Source organism: Porticoccus sp. (genome assembly GCA_023261185.1).
In the GTDB taxonomy this organism is placed as follows: Bacteria; Pseudomonadota; Gammaproteobacteria; order Pseudomonadales; family Porticoccaceae; genus Porticoccus; species Porticoccus litoralis.
Window position 1 is genome coordinate 22,926 of record JALRJN010000048.1, and the last position, 22,336, is coordinate 45,261.

A 22,336-nucleotide genomic window follows, 5' to 3' on the forward strand; every position below is an offset into this window, starting at 1 on the left:
TCGGGGCTTTTTATACGCTCATGGCTGTTTATAGCCGCTCAAGGCTTTCTATACCCTCAAGGCTGTTCTACCCGCACGGGTACTGATTTAAAGGCCGGGGTTTTACTGCGCGGGTCGCTGTCGGTACCTACCAGAACATTGGCCTCGGGAAAGTACGCCATCAGGTTGTTCTGCGGTAGGTCGAAGGGGTAGACCCGTACCCGGTCCATACGGCCATGCTCTGACACCAGATCCACCACATTGGCAATACCGAGCCGCTCGATGGTGGTTGGGTGCATCAGCACCGCCCAGCGGTCATCGGTATCCCGGTAGCTGTCCCGTTCCTCGTAGACGATGGTGTTGAACTGCCCCTCGCTGCGCACTGTCATCAGGGTAAACGGATAGTCTTCATTTGCCACGGCACCGGGCAATGGATGTACCGCAAAGCGGGCGCGACTGTTGGGACGGGAGAACTCTGGGCGGTGTTTCAGCCGTCCGCGAATATGGAATTCCTTGCGCGCCACGTCGATATCTGCCAGATCCTCCATGCCGGGAATCACCCGGGCGATGGCTTCGCGCACCGTGCGGTGTTGGCGAAAGCGCTCAAAGTCCACCGGGCTGCTGGGCAGTAGCCGTTCCGCCAGCCCCACCAGGATTTCCACCTCCGGGCGGGTGTGATCATGTCGTTTAATTCCGCCGTCGCTAAGGCGCACGAAGTTGAACATGGATTCCTGGGTAGTGGGTTGCCATTCCTCATCCCGGGCGGTGACCGGCAGGATCAGGCTCTCGCTGTGGTCACAGCCGTGAATGTGGCCCAGGTTCAGGGTGGTGGTGAGGAACAACTTGAAACCGATCCGGTCTAGTGACTCCCCAGCCCAGCTGGCGTGTGGAGTGGCACCGTACAGGTTACCGCCCATGATCAGTGCTGCGTCGATGTCGCCGCGGTAGCTGGCGTTCATGCAGGCCAGGGTATCCATGCCGGGCCCGGTGGGTAGGCTGGCCCCCAGTTCTGTTTCCAAACGTTCGAATACTTCCGCTGCGAGCACCGGTTTGACACCGATGGTGCCGATGCCTTGCACATTGCTGTGGCCGCGCAGAGGAAGTAATCCAGCACCGGGTTTGCCCACCATGCCGCGCAACAGCGCCAGGTTGGCGATGTATTCAATGTTCTCAACACCGTGGCGATGGTGGGTCATACCCATACCCCAGGCGAAGATTGTGCGTTCGGAGGCCGCATACGCACTGGCGGCCTGCTCGATCTGGCTGCGGGCAATGCCTGTATCCCGTTCGATGGCCTCCCAGTCGGTCTGCTGGATATCATCCAGAAACGCCTCGAAGCCCTCGGTGTGCTGCTCTATATAGGCCCTGTCCTGATGGCCGCCCGCCAAAACTGCCTTGGCGATGCCCTTGAACAGGCCGATATCGCTGCCGATGGCCGGTTGCAGGTATTGATTGGCGATCCAGGTGCCGCCGCTGGCCATGGATTTGGCGCTTTTGGGTACCGCAAAGCGGACCAGCCCCGGTTCTTTTGCCGGGTTGATCACAATGACCTGGCCGCCGCGCTCCCGCAATCGTTGTAATTGGTGCAGCAGTCGGGGATGGTTGGACGCGGGGTTGGCACCTATCAGGAACACCAGGTCACAATGACTCAAATCCTCCAACTCCACTGTGGCGGTGCCGGTGCCGATGGTACTGCCCAGGGCCTCGCTGGTGGCCTGGTGGCAGTAGTAGGAGCAGTTATTAATGTTGTTGGTGCCGTAGAGTCGCGCTAGCAACTGCAACACAAATCCGGCTTCGTTGGAGGAACGTCCGGAGGAATAGAAGAAGCTGCGTGACGGCAGGGTCTCGGCAAACTTGCCAGCGGCATAATCCAGCGCCCAGTCCCAGCTCACTTCACGGAAGCGAGTCTCATCGGCCCCCTTGTAAATGGGTTTGCCGAGCCGCCCCAAGTGTTCCAGCTCGCGGCCGCTCAATTCCCGCAGCTGCGCCAGGGGGTGATCGAAAATCTCTGAAGGAATGGCCGGCTGGATATCGGTGGATTGCGCCTGAATGCTCTTGTTGCAGACGGCGGGAAATTCTCCCAACTCATTGGTCATCCCACCTTGTTGACCGCCCATGCCCAGCCCGCAGGCCTTGCAGGCATTATTGGCACGCAGAGCCTTGGATGAGTTCAGCAGACCAATTTTGCGAACGGTACTGAGGGTGTAGAGCACCTTCTTTGGGCCACCGCCAACAATATGATCGGATGGGGTTCTGGGCGGCTGGCGACTCATGATGACGACTGTGCGTTACAGGTACTGCGCGTGAAAACGCAGGTGGTCGCCGATCAGGCTGGCGATGAAAAAGTAGCTGTGGTCGTAGCCTGGCTGCATTCGCAACTGCAGGGGGTAACCCGCCTCCTTTGCCGCTTGCTGTAATAGCTCTGGCTTGAGCTGTTCCTGCAGGAAGTTGTCGGCATCCCCCTGGTCTATCAGCATGGGGAGCTGTCGCTGCGCACTCCTCATCAGTTCGCTGCTGTCGTAGTCGCTCCAGGTTTCACGATTACTTCCCAGGTAGTTAGCGAGGGCTTTTTCACCCCAGGGGCAGTGCATGGGGGAACAGATGGGGGCAAAGGCCGATACCGAGCGGTAGCGGCCGGGGTTTTTCAGGGCGATGGTCAGCGCGCCGTGGCCACCCATGGAGTGGCCGCTGATAGCCATCTTGTCTCCATCCACCGGGAAGTGCTCGTTAATCAGGGCTGGTAGTTCCTCCACCACGTAGTCGTACATGCGGTAGTGGTTGGACCAGGGCGCCTGGGTGGCATTGACATAGAATCCCGCGCCCAGGCCAAAATCGTAATTGCCTTCAGGATCATCGGGTACCCCTTCCCCGCGTGGGCTGGTATCCGGCGCTACGATGGCGATGCCGTGTTCTGCCGCATAGCGCTGGGCGCCAGCCTTGGTAACAAAATTTTCGTCCGTGCAGGTGAGCCCGGACAGCCAGTACAGCACTGGCACAACCCCCTGCTCCGCCTGCGGCGGCAGGTAGATGGAAAAGGTCATGTCACAGTTAAGCACCGCAGAGGGGTGCCGAAAGCGCAGTTGCTGGCCGCCGAAACAGCGGTGGACGTCGATCTGTTCCATTGGTTATCCCTGCCCTCAGTAGAGCACTACAGAGCGAATGCTTTCGCCGCTGTGCATCAGATCAAAGGCGCGGTTGATGTCCTGCAGGGGCATGGTGTGGGTGATCAGCGCGTCAATGTTGATCTTCCCCTCCATGTACCAGTCGACGATTTTCGGTACATCGGTGCGACCACGTGCGCCACCAAAGGCCGTGCCTCGCCAGGAACGACCGGTGACCAGCTGAAATGGCCGGGTGGTAATTTCCTGACCAGCACCGGCTACGCCGATAATGCAGCTTTCTCCCCAGCCCTTGTGGCAACACTCCAGTGCCTGGCGCATGACATTGACATTGCCAATGCACTCGAAGCTGTAGTCAACGCCGCCGCCGGTGATTTCAACCAGGTGGCCCACCACGTCATCCACCTCGGAAGGGTTCACGAAGTCAGTCATGCCGAACTGTTTCGCCAACGCCACCTTGGACGGGTTCAGGTCGATGCCGATGATGCGGGTGGCGCCGACCATCTTGGCTCCCTGAATAACGTTCAGGCCGATGCCACCGAGCCCGAATACCGCCACGGTAGAGCCCGGTTCCACTTTCATGGTGAAAGCCACGGCGCCGATACCGGTGGTGACGCCACAGCCGATATAGCAGATCTTGTCGAAAGGGGCGTCCTCGCGGACCTTGGCCAGAGCGATTTCCGGCAGCACGGTGTAGTTAGAAAAAGTGGAGCAGCCCATGTAGTGAAGGATGGGTTTGCCATCCAGGGAAAAGCGGCTGGTGCCATCGGGCATCAGGCCCTGGCCCTGTGTGCTGCGGATGGCCTGGCAGAGATTGGTTTTCGGGTGCAGGCAGTAGTCGCACTCCCGGCATTCCGGTGTATACAGGGGGATCACATGGTCGCCGGGCTTGAGGCTTTTGACGCCGGGGCCAACGTCGACAACCACGCCGGCACCTTCGTGGCCGAGGATGGCGGGAAACGCGCCTTCCGGATCATCGCCGGATAGGGTGAAGGCATCTGTGTGGCAAACACCAGTGGCCTTGATTTCCACCAGAACCTCACCGGCCCTGGGTCCCTGTAAATCTACTTCGACCACTTCCAGTGGACTTCCTGCGCCAAAAGCGACCGCCGCACGTGTTTTCATTCTGTACTCCTGATTGAGTCGACATTTACGGTTGGCTGACTATAGACAGTTGCCAGCGGGTTAGTAAATGCCATTTTGGTGTGGATTTTAAGGCTTGATCATCACCAGGTCCCTGACAGCGCTGGCCAGCATCTGATTGGAGACCAACAGTTCCCGGTTGATATTAAGCAGTGAGGACAGGGGAATACCAATGGCATCACTACTGTCATAGCGGGTCATCAACTGGTGCAGCCGGTCATGGGATAGGTTGATTTCTTCCTGGAGTTGAACATGCTTTTCTTCCAGAAGTACTGGGTCGGTATGTTCCACCAGGTTGAGTAAATGCCGGTAAATATTGCGGGTGTCATGACGCAGAGTTTCGATCAACTCCTCATCGTCGGACTGAGTGCGCAGCTCCACAATATTCTGACGCACATTTTTGAGACTCTTGGCACCGTAGACCAGATCGCGGGAGGCGTGGACCAGTTGAGAGACCTTAGCTGTGACCCCTTCCCCTGACTTTTCACGCAGGACGCGGTTGGCATATTGCAGAACCTGCTGCTCGGTATGCTTGATTTCGGAATACTGATCATCGTAGCTGGATTTAGCCTGCTTGATCTGTTCGTAGACTTCCAGGCCATTGAAGCCAAGCAGCAATTCTTCCGGACGAATGCGCAACACCCGTAGATTGAGAATTGTCACCTTGTAATAGAGCCGAATCACTTCCTGGCGGATTGCTTCGCTAGCGGCATCGCTGACCGTGGGCGATACCTTGGTGATGTACTGACAGCCAATCAGGTCATCATCGGCGAAACGACCCTGCAGCCATTTGGCAAAAGGTGACACGATGGGCAGGAACATCAGAATGCCCAGGCCATTGAAGAGAGAGTGAAACAGCACCAGCACATACATGGGATCGGTTACATCCAGTCTGTCGGTGATGAAGTTCAGCAGTGGGTACATCAGCAGCAGAGCCACGGCGCTGACGACCAGGTTGAAAATAAAATGCGACAGGGCGACCCGGCGCTTGTCGGACGAACCCTTCACGCCGCCTATGATCACTGTGCTGGTGGTGCCGAGATTAGCGCCAATCACAATGGCCGCTGCGGTGGTGAGGGGCAGGACACCGGCATGGATAGCGCTTAGTACGATCATCATGGTGGCGGAACTGGACTGGATCAATGCGGTAAAAAGCACGCCGCCAAGAACGTAGAGTAGTATCGGGTATTCGCTGAAAACCGACGGGGAGATGTGATCGGATAGAAAGCCCATACTGGTTTTCATGAAATCCAGGCCCATCAGCAACAACCCCAGCCCCAGCAGCAGTCTTGCCTGGCTGTGGCGGCGGTAGTCGGGATTGAGAAATACCACGCCCAGTGTTCCCAGTGCCAGCAACGGCATGGCGTATTCCGTCAGACTCATCTTGAAACCAATGGTCGCGACAATCCAGCCGGTAAAGGTGGTGCCGAGGTTGGCGCCAAAAATCACACCCAGTGCATTGGTCATGGACAGGATGCCCGCGCCCACGAAAGCCAGGACAAACAGGCCAACCATGGAGCTGCTCTGCAGGCAGGCAGTGCTGATAATGCCGATGAATACCCCCCGCACCGGGGTTTTGGTGTAATCACGCAGCAGGTGTCGGAAGGAGCGGGTACCAAGCGTTCTCAGTGCCTGCTCCAGCATGGTCATGCCAAACAGGAACAGGCCCAGCCCTGCCACCAGCTCCCAAGGTTCAAAATTCGGTATATCCGGCGGCATGATCTGTATGCGTTTTCCCGATCGGACTCTTGAGGAAAGTTTAGCAGTCAGCTCGGCGGTGGGAAGGGCCAATTACCCGCGGCAGACAGACTGCCGCGGGGATTGGAGGGTTTATTTGCCCAGTGGCTTGAAAATCAGGATCAGCTTGGGCAGCAGGGTCATGGAGCCCAGCAGGGCGGTCAGCATGGCGAGACCGGTGAGCAGGCCAAAGTAGACCGAGGGAATAAAGTTCGACAACGACAGAATGGAAAAGCCGACGATGATGGTAATGGCGGTATAGAACAGTGCGCGACCAATACTGCCATGGGCGCGATGCATAGCGGCCAGGTAATCCCTGTCGACAGCGAATTCCCGCTTGAAGCGAGTGATGTAGTGAATGGAGTTATCCACTCCGATACCCACGGTGATGGCAGCGATGGTGATGGTCATCATGTCCAGCGGGATACGCGCCAGGCCCATGCCTCCCAGTACTACGGTGGCTGCCAGCATGTTGGGCAGCATGGCAATCAGCGAGATGGAAATGGAGCGGAACAGCACCATGAACATCACCATGATGCCCAGGAATACCGCACCGAGAGTGAGGATCTGTGAGCGGAACAGGCTTTGCAGCATGTTGTTGTAAAGCACCAGCAGGCTGGTGAAATGTACCTGGTCGTCCTGCAGGCCCACTTCATCGACGATGTAGCTGCGGATGTTGGCCAACAGCTCGGGACGTTTCAGCTCACTGCCGGTTTCCTTGATGCGCAAGGTGATGCGTGCCTGATTCAATTCGTCATCGATATAGGGGTCAAATAACAGTGCCGCGTTTTCGGGTGACAGGCTTCTGCGCACAAACGCCAGTTCCAGGTCGTTAAGCTTGTGTTCCATCAGGTCTTCAGCGACATCGGCAATGGTCACCAGCGAGCTGACCTTGCCCACTTCCGGCAGGGAATCCAGGTAATTGTGAATCTTTGAAAGATCCTGCAGGCCCACGCCGGTAAACCAGTAGCTGTTGGGCTTGTCATCATTACTTGTTGGGCTCTCATCACCAAAGGGGTCGTCAGAGGCAAATGGATCATCCGCGGCGAACGGATCATCGGCCGCAAAGGGGTCTTCCTCCGCAAACGGATCGTCTTCAGTTACGGTGGGCATGGGCGGAACCGGAGGTGCATCGAGGATGATATCCAGGGGCGTGGTGCCACCCAGTTTTTCATCAATAACGGACAGACCCTGATAGATCTCGGTGTCGGAGCGGAAGTAATCGATAAAGCGGTTTTCCACCTGCAGTTGGGAAATGCCCCAGCAGCTGATGACGCCGGCCAGTAATGCCAGTGTCAGCACCAGCTTGCCGTGGTTTTCGGTAAAGCGGGCAAAAATCATGGTATAGGCGGCGGAGTTGTCGCCCTTGTCATTATTTTTACCCTTGCCAATCAGCATCATGCCGGCGGGAATCACGATAAATGCCAGGGTCAATGCCAGGGCAATACCCATGGTCATCATCCAGCCAAAGTCGATGACCGGGCGGATATCGCTGACCACCAGCGATACAAAGGCAACGCCGGTGGTGAGTACGGTGTACAGGCAGGGGCGAGCCATATAGGACACGGTGCCGCGTACCAGTTCCAGCTGGCTTTGCTCGGGATTATCCGTCTGCAGTTCGCGGTAGCGCACGATCAAGTGGATCGTTAGGGCCAGGGTGATAATCAGCAACAGCGCGACAAAATTCGAGGAGATGACGGTCAGGCGCCAATCGATCCAGCTGAGGTAGCCGAGCATGATTTCCACCGACAGCACACAGGTCAGCAACGGTAGAACAACCCAGCGTATCTGGAGGAAAATAATGGCCAGGGTGGCGATGATGAACAGCACAATGCCGGTACCAAACACCCTCAGGTCACTTTTGATAAATTCGATCATGTCCGCGGTGATCATGCTGGGGCCACCCAGAAAGATTTGTGCGCGGTCCTTGAATTGGGCCATTTTTTCACGGATTTCCGCTACCCGCTGGTGCTCTTCCACTGCCCGTGCTGTGCGGTAGTCTAAAAACTCTTTACTCACCCGTTCCAGTTCAACTTCCTCTTCGGCGGTGAGGCCCTCGGTGTCCCGCTTGAGACGCAGGGAATCCCGTTGACGAACCAGCGTGAGGTATTGCCGATCCAGTTCCATGGTGGCCATCAATGCGGTGGTCTGGCCGTCGGGGCTGAGAATCAGTTTGCGGTAAATCGGGCTTTCCAGGAATTCCTTGCGGGCTAGATCGCGGTCGGTGTCCGGGTTTCTAAGTGTGCGGGGTTCTTCCTTGAGCTGGGATACGGTGACCTTGGGGCTGTAAAGTAGCGGTACATCGAGAATCGAGGTGACGTTGGCGACGCCACTGATGGTTTTCAATTCATCGCTCATTTGAGCCAGTGTGTTCAGTGAGGCGTCATCAAACAGGTCACCTTCATTTGGGGTGTAGGTCACCACCAGAAAGTCGCTGCTGCCATAGTGCTGCAGGGTTTCCCGGAAGTAATCGAGGGCGGTGTCGTGCTCCAGGGTCAGGGAGTCGGCAGAAGCATCCAATTTGAAATTGGGTAGCCCGAACGCCATGCCAACGGCCAGCAGAATGATGAAGATAATTGCTGCCAGCGGATGGCGCAAAACCAGTTTTTCGTAGATTCCCAGAAGCCTCTCAGACATCCGACTATTTCCTTCTTATTCTATGGAGTGGGCGAAAGCGCCGTATTATGCCAGAACTGGGCAAATTGCGTGCACTGTCGGCGATGGAATTATGGGGGCTTGTTAATACTCGTGGGGTTAGCGCTTTTTTTGACTCAACCCGGAGGGCTGGGGCCATTTTAGTCCCCAACTGCGTTGAAATTCGTTCATTTAGAATCACTAGCGTCTCTCATTTTGCCTTGCTGGAAGCAAAAATGACTCCCAGCAGTGATACCCCCACGATTATTAACAGGCCCTATCGGTCGTTGTGGCCCAGAGAGCGTTCCGGGTCAATCACGTCACGTACTCGCTGTTTTAACTCTTTGGCGTCGGGAAAGCCGCCATCGCGAACGCGCTCCCAGATGGATTGTTCGTCGAGAAAAACCTCAAAAGCGCCACCGGTTTCAGAGGGCCCCAGAGTAACCTCTGCCAGGTCATCCATAAACGTGGTCAACAGTTCCTGCGCGAGCCAGGCAGAACGTAACAACCAATGGCAGCGCGGGCAGTAGACGATCACAATGCGCGGTTTTGCGGACATCGGGTACACTCCGGGTATCAGGGTGGAAAGTAAAAAGCATGGTCAAGATAACCTCCGGGCAGCCAAGATGAAAGCGGTCATTCTCGATGCAGATACGCTGGGAAACGATGATGTCAGCCTGGCACCCCTCACCGGTCAGCCGCTGCAGTGGAACGTTTATGAGACCAGCGATCCCGAGCAGGTTGACGCACGCCTGGCCAATGCTGACGTAGTGTTGACCAATAAGGTCATCATTGGTGCCAAGGAGATGGATTCAGCTCCAGGGCTGAGATATATCGGCGTACTGGCCACGGGCACCAACGTGGTTGATCTTGAAGCGGCCACCGCCCGGGGTGTGGTTGTCAGCAACGTCACTAATTACGGCACCGGGTCAGTGGTGCAGCACACCTGGGCGATGATTCTGGCACTGGTTACCCGTTTGCCGGACTACAATGTGGCCGCACTGGATGGCAGCTGGTCCAGCAGCGGCCGCTTCTGCCTGATGGATTACCCGGTGACGGAGTTGGCGGGGAAAACTCTGGGTATTATTGGCTATGGCCAACTGGGCAAGGCCGTGGCAGAGATTGGCCGGGCATTTGGGATGCAGGTCAATGTGGCATCCCTGCCGTGGCGACACGGTGACCAGCCTGGCCGGGTACCGCTGGAAACACTGTTGCGGGAAGTGGATGTATTGAGCCTGCACTGTCCGTTGACCGACGAGACCCGGGGGCTGATCGGTCGCCGCCAACTGGCGATGATGAAATCCCAGGCCCTGTTGATTAATTGTGCCCGCGGTGGCTTGGTGGATGAGACGGCCCTGGCCGAGGCGCTGGAGGATGGTGAGATTGCCGGAGCCGGTGTGGATGTGCTCACTGAGGAGCCCCCGGTTAATGGCAACCCCCTGCTGAACCCTGAACTGCCAAACCTGATTGTTACACCTCACAGTGCCTGGGTAGCACGGGAGTCCCGGCAGCGGCTGGTGCAGCAGGCTGCCGATAATTTACGGGCCTTTCAGGCCGGTCAGCCGGTCAACGTGGTGAATAAAAAAGAATAGGGTGGTGAGTAGATGTTGGGTTTGATTCAGCGTGTCAGCTATGCCCATGTGGAAGTCAACGGCGACAAGGTTGGGGAGATCGGTCACGGTATTTTATTGCTGCTGGGCATCCAGGTGGGCGACACGGAAGAAAATGTCGACCGTCTTCAGGACAAGGTGTTGCAGTACAGAATTTTCCCCGATGAGCAGGGCCGGATGAACCTGAATGTGGAGCAGGTGGGTGGTGGACTGCTGGTGGTGTCGCAATTTACCCTGGCAGCCAATACCCGCAAGGGGCTGCGTCCCAGTTTTACGTCTGCCGCGGCTCCCGAGCAGGCCGAGAAACTCTACAATTATTTCATCAACCGGGTAGAGCACCTCTACCCGGATGTTGCGTCGGGCATTTTTGGCGCCGATATGCAGGTCAGCCTGTGCAACGACGGGCCGGTGACGTTTTTGCTGGAGGGCTGAAGCCCAGAATAAAAATCCAGAATAAAAAAGGCGCCATCCAACAAGATAGCGCCCTTTTAGGGTTGATCGAATATTTCGGTGTTACTGGGTCAGTTTGTTGAACACTTCTGTGGCGGTTTGCTCGATCATCGGAATCAGTAAGTCCTGACCATCCTGCTCTGCCTTGGTTTGCAGATCATTGCCGATAACTTTTTTACCGTTGGAGATACTTTTCAGGTTGTAACTGAGAGCGATTGAATCCCCCTTGCGGATGGTGCCCTGGGCCGCCGTCAGTTTTTCCATGGATTCCTGCTGCATCTGCACATTGGCTGCGGTATTAGCCACGTTTGCTGCTGTTGTTGCGGCCACAAAGGTGCCTACGCCACCGCCGACACCCGCATAGGGTAGTGCTGAAGAAATCACTCCGGCGCCAATGGACAGCGCCTTGCCCCAGCTCTTTTTCTTCTTGTACTCAACATCGGTGGACAGCATGTATGAGCAGCCGGATTGTTTCGCTTCGGCTTCCAGCTGCGCCGGCAGTCTGGATTGCAGGTTGACCACCTCCAGCATCGGGCCGCTCAGATAGGAGATAAGCATGTTTTGTACCGGCGCGGACACATCCTGACCGGTTGCACCCTGTCCCAGTTGGGCCTTGGGTGGTGCGATGGCTACGCAGGGTTTCTCAGCGGCGATTGCTGGATTGATGAGGCTGGTCGCCGCGAGGATGAGACAGATAAAAAAAGAACGTTTACTGACAGTCACAACAGACTCCTTTATTTTCACGTATCCATAGATCCATGTGCAGTTTCAGTCGGCCAGAGACGCGAATGACAATTGTCTTTACCACCCTTTAGATGTCAAACGGTGTGTTGAGCTTTTTCGCCACCACTACCTTGGCTAGTTTGGCATATTGCGGTACGCCATTTTTGTAGGGTGGATAATCCTCACCGGCTATCAGAGGGCTTAGATAATCCCGGGCCAGCTGAGTAATGCCAAAGCCGTCGCGGCTGATAAAGTCGCTGGGCATTTTCTTTTCAATATTGGCCACCTGGTCCAGTGGGGCCTCCCCAAGCTCCCAGCGGTAGCCGTTGCCATTGTGGCGCTCGATGGTGACCATCACGGAGTTTTTCCCTGCCAGGGCATACTCCACCGCAGCTTTGCCGACCGCGTAGGCTTGTTCGACATCGGTGGCGGAGGCGATATGACGTGCAGAGCGCTGCAGATAGTCCGACAGAGCCCAGTGGTACTTGTAACCCAGCTCATGTTTGATCAGCGCCGCCAGCGTGGGGGCCACGCCGCCCAGTTGTTTGTGGCCGAAGGCATCGGTATGGGCAGAGCCGGCGATCAGGGTGCCATCATTGTACTGTGCGCCCTCTGAGGCGACGATTACACAGAAGCCTTTTTCTTTGACGGTTTCGTCCACGAGGGCGAGGAATTCTTTCTCGTTAAATGGGACTTCCGGAAACAGGATGATGTGCGGTGGTTCACCGGTCTCTTCAGCGGCGAGAGCGCTGGCCGCGGCAATCCAGCCGGCGTGGCGGCCCATCACTTCCAGAATGAATACCTTGGTGGATGACTCGCACATGGAGGCGACATCCAAGCTGGCTTCCTTGGTGGACACGGCCACATATTTGGCTACTGAGCCAAAGCCAGGACAGTTGTCGGTAAAGGGGAGGTCGTTGTCGACGGTTTTGGGAATATGTATGGCCTGAATCGGGTAGCCCATTTTCTCGGAAAGTTGCGAGACTTTCAGGCAGGTGTCGGCCGAGTCGCCGCCGCCGTTATAAAAGAAGTAGCCGATGTCGTGGGCCTTGAATACTTCAATCAGACGTTCGTATTCGGCGCGGTTTTCTTCCAGGCTTTTGAGTTTGTAGCGGCAGGAGCCAAAAGCCCCGGAAGGTGTGTGGCGCAGAGCTGCAATAGTGGCATCTGACTCGTGGCTGGTGTCGATCATGTCTTCACGCAGGGCGCCGATAATGCCGTTGTGGCCAGCATAGACCTTGCCGATAAGGTCACTGTGTTGGCGAGCCGTTTCAATCACCCCGCAGGCGCTGGCGTTAATGACTGCCGTAACGCCACCAGACTGGGCGTAAAACGCGTTCTTTTTTGGCATGGATATCCTCGTCGTACCGCCCATTTCAGCAGCCGCGAATAATACTGGAAAGCGGCGGGGATTTCATTTTTTATGGCCAAATTCCCGTTGTAGGAGGCACCGGATATGCAGTGACGCCAATTTAGGCTATGTTGTGTGCGATAAAAGGGCGAGTACCGCCGAGTAAGACAAATAAAGAAAGCGAGTAGGGAAGTAACAATGCATATTCATATTCTGGGTATTTGTGGCACGTTCATGGGATCGCTGGCACAGCTGGCGAAAGCTGCGGGTCATGAGGTTTCCGGATGTGACGCCAATGTCTATCCACCCATGAGTACCCAGCTGGAAAATGCCGGTATTGAACTCACCGAAGGGTATGGCACAGAACAGCTCGATCCGCCGCCGGACCTGGTGGTGATCGGCAACGCACTATCCCGGGGGAATCCCGCTGTGGAATACGTACTCGACAACGCTATTCCCTATACTTCCGGCCCCCAGTGGCTGGGTGATTTTTTCCTGCGCGATCGTTGGGTGCTGGCTGTTTCCGGTACCCATGGCAAGACCACTACGTCAAGTATGCTGGCCTGGATTCTGGAGTGGGCAGGCATGGAGCCGGGTTTTCTGATCGGTGGTGTGCCCAACAATTTCGGTGTTTCTGCCCGCCTTGGGGGTTCGCCTTTTTTTGTGGTTGAGGCCGACGAGTACGACAGCGCATTTTTTGACAAACGCTCCAAGTTTGTCCACTACCGTCCTCGCACCGCCATTCTCAACAATCTGGAATTCGACCACGCGGATATTTTCCCCGACCTGAAAGCCATTCAGACCCAGTTCCACCACTTTGTGCGCACCATTCCTGGCCATGGCCTGATCGTGGCACCCTTTGCCGATGCCCATTTGCAGGAAGTGCTGGCAATGGGGCACTGGTCGGAATATCAGCCGTTAGGGCTCGCCAGCAGTTGGGAAGCCCAGCCTCTGGAAGAGGACAGTTCCGTATACAGTGTCAGTTTTCAGGGCCAGCAACGGGGTATTGTCAGCTGGGATCAGACGGGTGAGCACAATATGTTTAATGGGCTCGCGGCCATTGCGGCGGCGCGGCATGTGGGAGTCACCCCAGAAGTAGCCTGCGAGGCACTGAGTGAATTCCAGGGGGTGAAGCGGCGGATGGAGCAGATCGCCGCCGTGAACGGCATTCGTGTCTACGATGATTTTGCCCACCACCCTACGGCCATTGCCACAACCCTGGCGGGTTTGCGCAAGCGCGTTGGGGACGAAAAGATCATTGCGGTCATTGAACCTCGCTCCAACACCATGAAACTCGGTGTGCATAAAAACCAGCTTGCCGAGTCCGTGATGGATGCTGACAAGGTGTTCTGGTTCCAGCCGGACAACATAGAGTGGTCGTTGCAGGATGTGGTTGATCGCAGCGCTGTTCCTTCAGAAGTGGTACATAGTATTGACCGCCTGCTGCTGCGAACCCTTGAGCAAGCCGGTGAGAATGGCCATGTGGTGATCATGAGCAATGGCGGTTTCAGTGGATTCCACCGTCGATTGGTAGACCTGCTGGAGGGAAAATCCCGTGGCTGATTTTGACCGTTCCATCACCCTGGCCATGACCGGGGCATCCGGTGCCCAGTATGGGTTGCGTCTGCTGGAGTGTCTGGTGCAGGCTAACTGCCAGGTACAGTTCTTGGTCTCAGAGGCAGCCCGTATCGTGGTGGATACGGAAACCGATCTGGAATTGCCCGACGATGACATTCTTGAGGAATTTCTCACCCTCAACTTTGATGCAGAACCGGGCCAGATCATCGTGAACAGTTCCCGCGACTGGTTTTCCCCGGTGGCTTCCGGTTCCTCGGCACCGTCGTCCATGGTCATCTGTCCCGCCAGCGGTGGCACGCTCTCTGCGATAGCTTGTGGCGCCAGCAATAACCTCATCGAGCGGGCAGCGGATGTCGCCATCAAGGAAAAACAGCAGCTGATTGTGGTGCCCAGGGAGACCCCGCTGTCGGAGATTCACCTGGAAAACATGCTCAAGCTGGCGCGACTGGGGGTGACCGTGTTGCCCGCCATGCCGGGCTTTTACCAGAACCCCCGCACCATCGACGACCTGGTGGATTTCGTGGTGGCACGCATTCTCGATCATCTGGATATTGAGCAGAACCTGTTGCCGCGCTGGGGCAGCTGATGGCATCCAACCGTGAGCTGTTGGCTCTACTGGTATTGTTACTGGCCGTTATGGCCTGGTCCTGGATTGGCCCTTTCGATCGCGCCACCTGGTGGCTTGAGGCCATTCCCGTGGTGGTGGCTATTCCCCTGCTGGCCTGTACCCGCAATCGCTTCCCGTTGACCCGGCTCGCCTACTACCTGATCTTTGTGCACGCCGTCATTCTGGTGGTGGGCGCCCATTACACCTATGCCCGGGTGCCGCTGGGCTTCTGGATGGCGGATTGGTTTGATTTCTCACGTAATCATTACGACCGCATAGGTCACCTGGCCCAAGGCTTTGTGCCGGCCATTCTGGTCCGTGAAATTCTCTGGCGTGCCGATGCCGTCACTCGCAGAGGTTGGCTGTTTTTCCTTACCACCTGTTTTTGTCTGGCATTCAGTGCTTTCTATGAGTTGATTGAGTGGTGGACGGCGCTGATCGGTGGGGATGGCTCCATCGAGTTCCTTGGCACCCAAGGGGATGTCTGGGATGCCCAGTGGGACATGATGATGGCATTGATTGGCGCTATTGCAGCCCAACTATTGCTGGGGCGACTCCACCATCGACAAATCGCACTGGTGAGCGGGCGCTGACGGCTTCAGCTACGCCGATACCAGTTTACTCCGTCGGCATCTTTTTCCATTTTGATCTGACCCCGTGCCATCAGGCAGTGCAGGTTTGCATAGCTCTCACCGGTGGCGAGCGTCAGCATGGAATGGGGTATTGATGATTTGAAAATCAGCGGGAACAGGTCCACCACCCGCTTTGCCTCACCGCAGTTATCCAACACAGTCTGCAAATCCCGCTCGTGTTCGTTGATCAGGCTTTGCAGTCTTGGCAGCGCTCCCGTGAACGGCAAGCCGTGGGAAGGCAACACCAAGGTATCTTCTGGCAGCAGGTTCCGTAGTTTGTGGCAGGAATCGATCCAGTCCTGCAATGGGTTGCCAGCGGGCTCGATGGGCCAGACGCTGACATTGGATGAAATAGTGGGCAGCAACTGGTCGCCGGAAATCAGTAGCCCCAGTTCCGGACAGTGCAGGCAGGCGTGCTCCGGTGAATGGCCTTCCCCCATCACAATGTGCCACTCGCGGTTGTTGATGGTAAAAATCTGGCCGTCCCGCAGCCGGTGGTAGATGCTCGGCATGCCGCGAATCATATTGCCGAAGGCGCCAAATTTTGAGCGGTAGTAGTTAAGCTGTTCGTCGTTGAAACCGGCGGCGTGATAGAAATTGACGGCCTCGTCCGGCGCTTGCCGGGTACTGTCTTCCAACAGGATGCGGCAGTGCATGTACTCGCCGCGCGACATCCAGAATTCCGCACCGCTGTGTTTGCAAAGCCAGGCCGCTAGGCCGATATGGTCCGGGTGCATATGGGTGCCGATGAGGCGCTTGATCGGTTTCTCCTCGGAAAGCATCGGGCACAGCTTCAGCCACAGTTCGGTGGTGTCATCGGAGGCCAGTCCAGTATCGACAATCGTCCAACCATCGTCCTCTTCCAGCAGCCACAGGTTGATGTGATCGAGGCGGAACGGCAGCGGCATCCGTAGCCAGTAGACGCCGTCGGCTACTTGCTGTGGTTGGCCCTGTTCGGGTGGATTGGAAAATGGATACTTCGGGCTATTGTTCATGGGTTACTTCAGTAGCTTTTGCAACCAGTCGGAAATGGCGGTGATCTCCTCCATGCATACCGAGTGGTCCATGGGGAAGGTCTGATAGCCAGGCTCGAAGCCTTTATCAGTGAGTACCTTCACACTGTTCTGGCCGTGGAATTCCGGTACCACGTCATCGTAGCTGCCGTGGAAAATCTGAATCGGCAGTTTGGCATTGGCCGGATTAACTTGGACGGAATTGGCGGTGGCGAAGTAAGTCGACATTGCCAACAGTCCTGCCAGCGGTTTGGGATAGCTCAGTGCTGCCTCAAAACCGACCGCGCCGCCTTGGGAAAATCCAGCGATCACAATGCGATTGCTGTCGATGCCGCGCTGAATCTCGCGGTCGATCAGGTCATGCACACAGCGGGCGGAGGCCTTTAATTGCTTTTCATCGACTTTGCGCTCCAGGCTCATTTCCAGGATGTCGTACCAGGCAGGCATCACATAGCCGCCGTTGATGGTCACCGGCAGTTGCGGCGCGTGGGGAAATACGAAGCGTACCGGCAAGTCCGCGGGCAGTCGCAGCTCAGGAACGATGGGTTCAAAGTCGTGGCCATTGGCACCGAGGCCGTGTAGCCAGATCACCGCAGCGGTGGCAGGTTGTGCGGGTTCAACTTCCACACAGGGCAAAAGACTCATGGGTAGCCCTCAAATTAAAATGAATTGGATGAACCGGCATTATAGGGGTTATGACTTGCTTTGATACCCGGATGCTCTAGTCTTGAGTGTGCCCTCTGTTTCGGCGTCGCACGGCGTTCGGGTAGAGGTCCTGAGACAGTACGTTGAGGATGTCTCGATACCCGTTAGGAAAAAGGAATTAGAGATGTCTGCAAACTTTATTGGCCCCGATGGCAAACCGCGTTGTGCCTGGTGTGCCGCCACTGAGGAATATGTTGAATATCACGATCGGGAGTGGGGCTTCCCGGTTGCCGACGACGTTCGCCTGTTTGAAAAAATTTGTCTCGAAGGTTTTCAGTCTGGCTTGAGCTGGCGAACCATACTCGCCAAGCGGGAAAACTTCCGCGCCGCGTTCCAGCACTTTGATTTTCACAAAGTCGCTGAATTCACCGAGCTGGATGTGGAGCGCCTGTTGCAGGACAAGGGCATCGTTCGCCATCGCGGTAAGATTCAGTCGGTGATCAACAACGCCCAGCGGGCCAGAGAGATGGCTGCATCCGAGGGCTCCCTGGCTGCTTTCTTCTGGCGCTTTGAACCGGACATAGAAACACTGCCGGCACCACAAACACAGTCCACCTCGGAAGAATCCGTGGCACTTTCCAAAACATTAAAAAAACTTGGCTGGAAATTTGTCGGCCCGACCACCGTGTATGCCTTTATGCAGGCAATGGGCTTGATCAACGACCATACCGAGGGTTGCGCCATCAGGAAAGAAGTGGAAGCCGCCCGCAAACACTTTGTCAGGCCGGAATAAAAGTAAAACAGCTAGAAATAAAAAAGAGATATGAACATGAAAAAGTTCGCGCTCGCCGTTTTGGTGTCAGGAATTTGGGTGAATTTTTCAGAATTTGTCCGCAACGAATTTCTCTTCAAACAATATTGGTTAGATAAATACGCATCCCTAGGGCTTGAATTTCCATCTGATCCGCTCAATGGCGCCATCTGGGGATTGTGGGGCTTCCTGTTTGCCGGTTGCCTCGTTTACCTGCGTAGCAAATTGAGCTTTATGGAAACGCTATCAATCGGCTGGCTGATGGGCTTCGTACTGATGTGGCTGGTGGTGGGAAATATGAATGTGCTGCCGTTTGAATTGTTAAAGATAGCGGTGCCATGGAGTTTGGTGGAGGTTGGGGTTGCGGTGTTTATTGTCCAGAGAATATCCGGTTGTGATAAGAGTTAAAGAGGTTTTTATGTTCAGTGGTTTTGATGAAGTTTTAGTTCGTTTTTTGGTTGTTAACTAGATGGATTCTTGCAGAGAATGAAGAAGATCAAGCCCCCGCACGTTTATGTTGGAATGGTCGATCCAGAAGTTGGGAGAGGTGTTTTTGCCATAAGAGCCTTTTTCAAAGGAGAGCTTGTTGAAGAAGCACCGGTTTTTATATTGGAAGAGAAATATCCCGATGTTCCTAAGGAGTTCAAGAATCGTGTATTTAGGTGGGGCATGATGACAGGAACTGATGCTGGAATAGCTATTGCTCTAGGGTATGGAAGTATCTATAACCATAGCGACAGGCCTAACTTGATTTACGAGGCGGATGATAAAAATAAAATTCTCAGATTTAGAGCTAGGAGAGCGATTGATCCCGACGAGCAGCTAACGATTCATTATCGACAAGAGAACGATGGAGGCCTGCCAGATAAAGAAGAATGGTTTCAAAAGGAAGGTATTGAGAAAAAGGAACTTTGATTTCAAGTCGAAAAAATATACATGATTAAAAAACTATACAAAGTAAGAAAGGCTGCCATGTTTAACATTGAATGTTCTGGCGATGATCGATGGAGTAAAGAGTCCGCCGAGTTGATAATGCTTGATCGTATTTTGTTCCTCTTTTTGTTTTGGTTTGCTGGTAGCCTGTTTCTTTTGGTATTGGCCATATTTCAAAGCAGCCTGGAAGCATTTGCTGGTTTCGTTCTCTCTATCGGGTGGTTTGTTATCTTCGGTACGCCGTTTTTATGCTGGTATATCAAAAAATATGAAGGATATTTAAAGTCAGAAGATTAATTTCATATCTGATTTCTCTATATTATGTTTACTGTTCTCTACTCTTTTCGCCGTTGTCCTTATGCCATCCGTGCCCGGATGGCGCTCTGCTATGCCGAAATTCAGGTCGAACTGCGGGAGGTGCTGCTTAAGGACAAACCCGCCGCGATGTTGGAAGCCTCGGCAAAAGGCACGGTGCCGGTGCTGGTGCTGGAAGATGGTACGGTGCTGGACGAAAGCTATGATGTGATGCGCTGGGCGTTGGCACAAAATGACCCCGATAGTTGCTGGGACGATTCGCTGGTGGAGCAGATTGACGAACTGGTGCGTCAGAATGATGTTGAGTTCAAACCGTGGCTGGACCGCTATAAGTATGCGGACCGCCATCCGGAATATTCTGCCGAGTACTACCGTAGCCAAGGCGATCTATTTTTGCAGAGGCTGGAAACACGCTTGCAGCAACACGCCTACCTGCTGCGGGATACATTGTGTTTTGCCGATGTGGCGATCTTTCCCTTTGTCCGCCAGTTCGCCTTTGTGGACAAGGGCTGGTTCGACAGTGCGCCATACCCCCACTTGCAAGCGTGGCTGCAAAGGCTACTGCTTTCTGACCTGTTTTTGGCGGCGATGGCCAAGTATCCGGTGTGGAAAGAAGGTGATGTTCCGCAACTTTTCCCTGTCTAGGATCGGGAGTCGAAAAAGCACTTTTTCAATACGCTGTTACACGTTAACGTAACAGCCTTGATTTACCCTTGTTCAAACCCAACCATTTTCCGGAGGAAAGAAATGGCCAAAGCAGACATTACGGAAGAGATGATTTTTCAATGCTTTGCGGCAGCGTGCCAATCTGACGATATGGCCAAAACGGCTGAATCGTTTGTGGACGTGGAGGAATACGAGAACCGAGTGATGTACCCGGAGTTTGCCCGCTGGGCGAGTTCTGCGGGCTATCCTGAATTGGCGACCCTGTTTCGAAAAGTGGCGGGCGAAGAAAAGCTGCACGCCGTGTGGCTGCGGGCGCTGTACAGTGATATTGGTGTGCCCCAGCGTGGCGAAGATACCCAGCGGGCTATCGATGCTCTGGAGACCATTCGTGCCAATTGCGATGAGCTGATTGCTATGAACCCTGAAGGTGTGGTGGAGAAAGCACTGGAAGTGGCGATTCGCGTGGAAGAGCGTGAAGACCGCGATATCTATCCCCGTTTCCGTGACCAGGCGCTGGCGGCTAATGATGCCGATACCGCCGAGGTTTACCAGAAGGTGATCGACTCTGAGCGCGAGCACGCGCTGTGGTTCGAAGCGGCCCTGGTTAATTTCCGTACCCAGCAGCAATCCCAGTCTCAGGTCTCAGTCTGATTCATTTTTGCCTTCCCGTAGGGTTCGCGCCTTGACGGTAGTCGTTGCGGACCCTTCTCCAACCCGGTGGTGGCAGGCGCTCAACCCTGCCATCTACCTGGTGTCCATTTTGCCCGGTGTGGCGGTGTGGTTGCTGGCGCAGACGTCGGTCAATCACGAGGCGCTGTGGCCGGCGACTCTGGCTGTGGTGCTGTTGCAACATGGCATTAATCTGCTCAACGATGCGAAAGATTGGCAGTTGGGTGCCGATACCGAAAAGTACGATTCCTGGGTGCGTGCCCACGGGGGCAGTGTGCGCACAGCCTTCTATCATGGCGTGATCAGCCTGTCCGTCGGCGGCGCTTTGGGGCTGCTGATGCTGTTACTGTTTCAGCAGCTGTGGATTCTCGGGTTTGCCCTGCCCCTGGCGGTGTTGGGGGTGTTGTATAACGTCGGGAAGCGACCGCTTTCTTATAGCCCCGCCGGGGAGTGGGCTACGGCAGTCTGTTACGGCGGGGTATTCAGCGGGTTATGGTTTGTCAGTGGGCAACCGCCGGGCCTAATTGCATTGCTGGGTACCTTGGCATTTTCGGCGTTTGCCACGGCACTGCTGTTTTCCCACCAGCCGCCACAAATTGTAACGGACCGCCAGGCGGGCAAGCGCTCCTTCGCGGTGCGCCACGGCGCCGACAGCACCTATCGTGCTGCTTCGCTACTGTGGTCGTTGTCGCTGGGGCTATTGGTGCTGGGAAGTTGGCTGGGGCCGCAGGCGGTGACGCTTGCCAAGCCGTTTGCATTCTCTTCGGCGCTGGCGATTGTCTATATCCAGCGAATTGGCCCCAACCCCAAACGCATGATGCTGTGCGCTGCACTGGTATTTCTGGTGGCGACGGGGAGTGTTCTCCTGTGGCCGCTGCTGTGGACCTAGAAGCCGTGTTCAGGTCCCGGGAATGAGCCGTCGCGGACCGCTGCGGCGTAGGCATTGAGGGCTCCTTCGAGACTGCCGGTTTCCGCCAGGAAGTTACGTGAGAACTTCGGCACTTTGGGAGACAGGCCGAGCATGTCGTAAATTACCAGAACCTGGGCGTCGGTATCGGCACCGGCGCCGATGCCGATTACCGGCACGGACAATTCCTCTGAAATCTGTTTCGCCAGGGCGGCTGGTACACATTCCAGCACCAGCAGGTCGATACCCGACTGCTCCAGCAATTTGGCATCCTTCAGCATCATTTCCGCTGCCTGTTCATCCCGGCCCTGAACCTTGTAGCCGCCCAGTTTGTTGACAGATTGTGGGGTCAGTCCCAGATGTCCGCATACCGGAATACCGCGTTCGGCAAGCAGGCAAACGGTGTGTTCGAGCCAGGCGCCACCTTCCAGTTTCACCATGTGCGCACCGGCCTGCATCAGCTCGGCAGCATTCATCATCGCTTGTTCTTCGCTGGCGTAGGCCATAAACGGCAGGTCGGCGATGATCAGGGACTTGCTGTTGCCGCGGCGCACGGCGCTGACATGGTAGGCCATGTCGTCCATGGTCACCGGTACGGTGCTGTCCTGACCCTGAATAACATTGCCCAGGGAATCCCCCACCAACACCACTTCGATACCGACTTGTTCGATCAAGCGGGAAAAGGAGGCGTCATAGGCGGTGATGACCGGAAACTTTTCTCCCCGGGATTTGAGGTCGCGCAGGGTGTGGATGGTGACAGTTTTCATGGACGAATCGGTTCCATTGGATGGCTCGGTACCCAGGAGGCGTTCAG

At 55.6% G+C, this 22,336-nt stretch carries 23 protein-coding genes; 12 read left to right on the forward strand and 11 right to left on the reverse strand.

The genetic code is table 11. The annotated features are described in order from the left end of the window. Nucleotides 1–56 precede the first annotated feature (56 nt). The 6 genes from ACYZYZ_RS04355 to ACYZYZ_RS04380 all read right to left on the reverse strand — a co-directional run bounded on the left by ACYZYZ_RS04355 (nucleotide 57) and on the right by ACYZYZ_RS04380 (nucleotide 9,171). Complete coding sequence (locus tag ACYZYZ_RS04355; RefSeq protein WP_461483380.1) at nucleotides 57–2,252, reverse strand: FdhF/YdeP family oxidoreductase; 2,196 nt, start codon at nucleotides 2,250–2,252, stop codon at nucleotides 57–59. Between the two features lie 15 nt (nucleotides 2,253–2,267). After that, nucleotides 2,268–3,101: an S-formylglutathione hydrolase gene (gene fghA / locus ACYZYZ_RS04360; RefSeq protein ID WP_305169855.1), complete on the reverse strand. Its 834-nt coding sequence runs from the start codon at nucleotides 3,099–3,101 to the stop codon at nucleotides 2,268–2,270. 15 nt (nucleotides 3,102–3,116) lie between these two features. After that, a complete protein-coding gene (locus tag ACYZYZ_RS04365; protein ID WP_461483381.1) occupies nucleotides 3,117–4,223 on the reverse strand; it encodes an S-(hydroxymethyl)glutathione dehydrogenase/class III alcohol dehydrogenase in 1,107 nt (368 codons plus the stop codon). A gap of 87 nt (nucleotides 4,224–4,310) precedes the next feature. Beyond that, nucleotides 4,311–5,960, reverse strand: coding sequence for a Na/Pi cotransporter family protein (locus ACYZYZ_RS04370; RefSeq protein ID WP_461483382.1), 1,650 nt, complete (start codon nucleotides 5,958–5,960; stop codon nucleotides 4,311–4,313). A gap of 111 nt (nucleotides 5,961–6,071) precedes the next feature. Further along, nucleotides 6,072–8,615 carry an efflux RND transporter permease subunit gene (locus ACYZYZ_RS04375; RefSeq protein WP_461483383.1) on the reverse strand — a complete coding sequence of 848 codons (2,544 nt, stop codon included), beginning with the start codon at nucleotides 8,613–8,615 and terminating at the stop codon, nucleotides 6,072–6,074. Between the two features lie 274 nt (nucleotides 8,616–8,889). Continuing rightward, nucleotides 8,890–9,171, reverse strand: coding sequence for an Rdx family protein (locus tag ACYZYZ_RS04380; protein ID WP_461483384.1), 282 nt, complete (start codon nucleotides 9,169–9,171; stop codon nucleotides 8,890–8,892). A 67-nt stretch (nucleotides 9,172–9,238) separates the two neighbouring features. Between ACYZYZ_RS04380 and ACYZYZ_RS04385 the strand changes: the two genes are divergently transcribed. Together ACYZYZ_RS04385 and dtd are read left to right on the forward strand one after the other, a co-directional pair. Beyond that, complete coding sequence (locus tag ACYZYZ_RS04385; protein ID WP_461483385.1) at nucleotides 9,239–10,204, forward strand: D-2-hydroxyacid dehydrogenase; 966 nt, start codon at nucleotides 9,239–9,241, stop codon at nucleotides 10,202–10,204. A 12-nt stretch (nucleotides 10,205–10,216) separates the two neighbouring features. Next, complete coding sequence (dtd, locus tag ACYZYZ_RS04390; RefSeq protein WP_305169861.1) at nucleotides 10,217–10,654, forward strand: D-aminoacyl-tRNA deacylase; 438 nt, start codon at nucleotides 10,217–10,219, stop codon at nucleotides 10,652–10,654. An 81-nt stretch (nucleotides 10,655–10,735) separates the two neighbouring features. Here the strand turns inward: dtd and ACYZYZ_RS04395 are convergent, their stop codons facing one another. Beyond that, a complete protein-coding gene (locus tag ACYZYZ_RS04395) occupies nucleotides 10,736–11,395 on the reverse strand; it encodes a hypothetical protein (protein WP_461483386.1) in 660 nt (219 codons plus the stop codon). A gap of 88 nt (nucleotides 11,396–11,483) precedes the next feature. Beyond that, complete coding sequence (locus tag ACYZYZ_RS04400) at nucleotides 11,484–12,746, reverse strand: 6-phosphofructokinase (protein WP_461483387.1); 1,263 nt, start codon at nucleotides 12,744–12,746, stop codon at nucleotides 11,484–11,486. 198 nt (nucleotides 12,747–12,944) lie between these two features. On the opposite strand from ACYZYZ_RS04400, the gene mpl reads away from it, so the two are divergent. The 3 genes from mpl to ACYZYZ_RS04415 are packed head-to-tail and all read left to right on the forward strand — an operon-like array spanning nucleotide 12,945 to nucleotide 15,524. Next, nucleotides 12,945–14,309 carry a UDP-N-acetylmuramate:L-alanyl-gamma-D-glutamyl-meso-diaminopimelate ligase gene (gene mpl, locus ACYZYZ_RS04405; RefSeq protein WP_461483388.1) on the forward strand — a complete coding sequence of 455 codons (1,365 nt, stop codon included), beginning with the start codon at nucleotides 12,945–12,947 and terminating at the stop codon, nucleotides 14,307–14,309. Nucleotides 14,310–14,334: 25 nt separating this feature from the next. Beyond that, entirely contained in the window at nucleotides 14,335–14,910 is a 576-nt protein-coding gene (locus tag ACYZYZ_RS04410) for a flavin prenyltransferase UbiX (protein ID WP_461483401.1), read from the forward strand. Beyond that, a complete protein-coding gene (locus ACYZYZ_RS04415; protein ID WP_461483389.1) occupies nucleotides 14,910–15,524 on the forward strand; it encodes a DUF2238 domain-containing protein in 615 nt (204 codons plus the stop codon). The genes ACYZYZ_RS04410 and ACYZYZ_RS04415 overlap by 1 nt, the downstream gene beginning before the upstream one ends. Nucleotides 15,525–15,529: 5 nt before the next feature. On the opposite strand, the gene ACYZYZ_RS04420 is transcribed toward ACYZYZ_RS04415, so the two are convergent. Both ACYZYZ_RS04420 and ACYZYZ_RS04425 read right to left on the reverse strand, forming a co-directional pair. Then, complete coding sequence (locus tag ACYZYZ_RS04420; protein ID WP_461483390.1) at nucleotides 15,530–16,558, reverse strand: MBL fold metallo-hydrolase; 1,029 nt, start codon at nucleotides 16,556–16,558, stop codon at nucleotides 15,530–15,532. A gap of 3 nt (nucleotides 16,559–16,561) precedes the next feature. Beyond that, nucleotides 16,562–17,221 carry an alpha/beta hydrolase gene (locus tag ACYZYZ_RS04425; protein WP_461483391.1) on the reverse strand — a complete coding sequence of 220 codons (660 nt, stop codon included), beginning with the start codon at nucleotides 17,219–17,221 and terminating at the stop codon, nucleotides 16,562–16,564. Nucleotides 17,222–17,405: 184 nt separating this feature from the next. Between ACYZYZ_RS04425 and ACYZYZ_RS04430 the strand changes: the two genes are divergently transcribed. The 7 genes from ACYZYZ_RS04430 to ACYZYZ_RS04460 all read left to right on the forward strand — a co-directional run bounded on the left by ACYZYZ_RS04430 (nucleotide 17,406) and on the right by ACYZYZ_RS04460 (nucleotide 21,504). Beyond that, nucleotides 17,406–18,014: a DNA-3-methyladenine glycosylase I gene (locus ACYZYZ_RS04430; protein ID WP_461483392.1), complete on the forward strand. Its 609-nt coding sequence runs from the start codon at nucleotides 17,406–17,408 to the stop codon at nucleotides 18,012–18,014. A gap of 36 nt (nucleotides 18,015–18,050) precedes the next feature. After that, on the forward strand, nucleotides 18,051–18,440 hold the full coding sequence (locus ACYZYZ_RS04435) for a hypothetical protein (protein ID WP_461483393.1): 390 nt from the start codon (nucleotides 18,051–18,053) through the stop codon (nucleotides 18,438–18,440). Nucleotides 18,441–18,518: 78 nt separating this feature from the next. Continuing rightward, on the forward strand, nucleotides 18,519–18,947 hold the full coding sequence (locus ACYZYZ_RS04440; protein WP_461483394.1) for an SET domain-containing protein-lysine N-methyltransferase: 429 nt from the start codon (nucleotides 18,519–18,521) through the stop codon (nucleotides 18,945–18,947). 57 nt (nucleotides 18,948–19,004) lie between these two features. Then, on the forward strand, nucleotides 19,005–19,262 hold the full coding sequence (locus ACYZYZ_RS04445) for a hypothetical protein (RefSeq protein WP_461483395.1): 258 nt from the start codon (nucleotides 19,005–19,007) through the stop codon (nucleotides 19,260–19,262). Nucleotides 19,263–19,286: 24 nt separating this feature from the next. Further along, nucleotides 19,287–19,925 (forward strand): glutathione S-transferase, encoded by a 639-nt coding sequence (locus ACYZYZ_RS04450; protein WP_461483396.1) that lies wholly within the window; start codon nucleotides 19,287–19,289, stop codon nucleotides 19,923–19,925. Nucleotides 19,926–20,027: 102 nt separating this feature from the next. Beyond that, complete coding sequence (locus ACYZYZ_RS04455) at nucleotides 20,028–20,597, forward strand: ferritin family protein (protein ID WP_461483397.1); 570 nt, start codon at nucleotides 20,028–20,030, stop codon at nucleotides 20,595–20,597. A 31-nt stretch (nucleotides 20,598–20,628) separates the two neighbouring features. Further along, nucleotides 20,629–21,504 carry a UbiA family prenyltransferase gene (locus ACYZYZ_RS04460; RefSeq protein WP_461483398.1) on the forward strand — a complete coding sequence of 292 codons (876 nt, stop codon included), beginning with the start codon at nucleotides 20,629–20,631 and terminating at the stop codon, nucleotides 21,502–21,504. On the opposite strand, the gene panB is transcribed toward ACYZYZ_RS04460, so the two are convergent. Continuing rightward, nucleotides 21,501–22,289 carry a 3-methyl-2-oxobutanoate hydroxymethyltransferase gene (gene panB / locus ACYZYZ_RS04465; protein WP_305169875.1) on the reverse strand — a complete coding sequence of 263 codons (789 nt, stop codon included), beginning with the start codon at nucleotides 22,287–22,289 and terminating at the stop codon, nucleotides 21,501–21,503. The two genes, ACYZYZ_RS04460 and panB, sit on opposite strands and share 4 nt — an antisense overlap. Between the last annotated feature and the right edge of the window lie 47 nt (nucleotides 22,290–22,336).

Coding starts and splice junctions, on each gene's coding strand:
- ACYZYZ_RS04375 (WP_461483383.1), bottom strand. CDS start 8,615: ATGTCTGAGAGGCTTCTGGGAATCTACGAAAAACTGGTTTTGCGCCAT.
- ACYZYZ_RS04445 (WP_461483395.1), top strand. CDS start 19,005: ATGTTTAACATTGAATGTTCTGGCGATGATCGATGGAGTAAAGAGTCC.
- ACYZYZ_RS04425 (WP_461483391.1), bottom strand. CDS start 17,221: ATGAGTCTTTTGCCCTGTGTGGAAGTTGAACCCGCACAACCTGCCACC.
- ACYZYZ_RS04430 (WP_461483392.1), top strand. CDS start 17,406: ATGTCTGCAAACTTTATTGGCCCCGATGGCAAACCGCGTTGTGCCTGG.
- fghA (WP_305169855.1), bottom strand. CDS start 3,101: ATGGAACAGATCGACGTCCACCGCTGTTTCGGCGGCCAGCAACTGCGC.
- ACYZYZ_RS04415 (WP_461483389.1), top strand. CDS start 14,910: ATGGCATCCAACCGTGAGCTGTTGGCTCTACTGGTATTGTTACTGGCC.
- ACYZYZ_RS04455 (WP_461483397.1), top strand. CDS start 20,028: ATGGCCAAAGCAGACATTACGGAAGAGATGATTTTTCAATGCTTTGCG.
- ACYZYZ_RS04385 (WP_461483385.1), top strand. CDS start 9,239: ATGAAAGCGGTCATTCTCGATGCAGATACGCTGGGAAACGATGATGTC.
- ACYZYZ_RS04370 (WP_461483382.1), bottom strand. CDS start 5,960: ATGCCGCCGGATATACCGAATTTTGAACCTTGGGAGCTGGTGGCAGGG.
- ACYZYZ_RS04410 (WP_461483401.1), top strand. CDS start 14,335: ATGACCGGGGCATCCGGTGCCCAGTATGGGTTGCGTCTGCTGGAGTGT.
- ACYZYZ_RS04440 (WP_461483394.1), top strand. CDS start 18,519: ATGAAGAAGATCAAGCCCCCGCACGTTTATGTTGGAATGGTCGATCCA.
- ACYZYZ_RS04380 (WP_461483384.1), bottom strand. CDS start 9,171: ATGTCCGCAAAACCGCGCATTGTGATCGTCTACTGCCCGCGCTGCCAT.
- mpl (WP_461483388.1), top strand. CDS start 12,945: ATGCATATTCATATTCTGGGTATTTGTGGCACGTTCATGGGATCGCTG.
- ACYZYZ_RS04365 (WP_461483381.1), bottom strand. CDS start 4,223: ATGAAAACACGTGCGGCGGTCGCTTTTGGCGCAGGAAGTCCACTGGAA.
- ACYZYZ_RS04400 (WP_461483387.1), bottom strand. CDS start 12,746: ATGCCAAAAAAGAACGCGTTTTACGCCCAGTCTGGTGGCGTTACGGCA.
- ACYZYZ_RS04355 (WP_461483380.1), bottom strand. CDS start 2,252: ATGAGTCGCCAGCCGCCCAGAACCCCATCCGATCATATTGTTGGCGGT.
- ACYZYZ_RS04450 (WP_461483396.1), top strand. CDS start 19,287: ATGTTTACTGTTCTCTACTCTTTTCGCCGTTGTCCTTATGCCATCCGT.
- ACYZYZ_RS04435 (WP_461483393.1), top strand. CDS start 18,051: ATGAAAAAGTTCGCGCTCGCCGTTTTGGTGTCAGGAATTTGGGTGAAT.
- ACYZYZ_RS04420 (WP_461483390.1), bottom strand. CDS start 16,558: ATGAACAATAGCCCGAAGTATCCATTTTCCAATCCACCCGAACAGGGC.
- dtd (WP_305169861.1), top strand. CDS start 10,217: ATGTTGGGTTTGATTCAGCGTGTCAGCTATGCCCATGTGGAAGTCAAC.
- panB (WP_305169875.1), bottom strand. CDS start 22,289: ATGAAAACTGTCACCATCCACACCCTGCGCGACCTCAAATCCCGGGGA.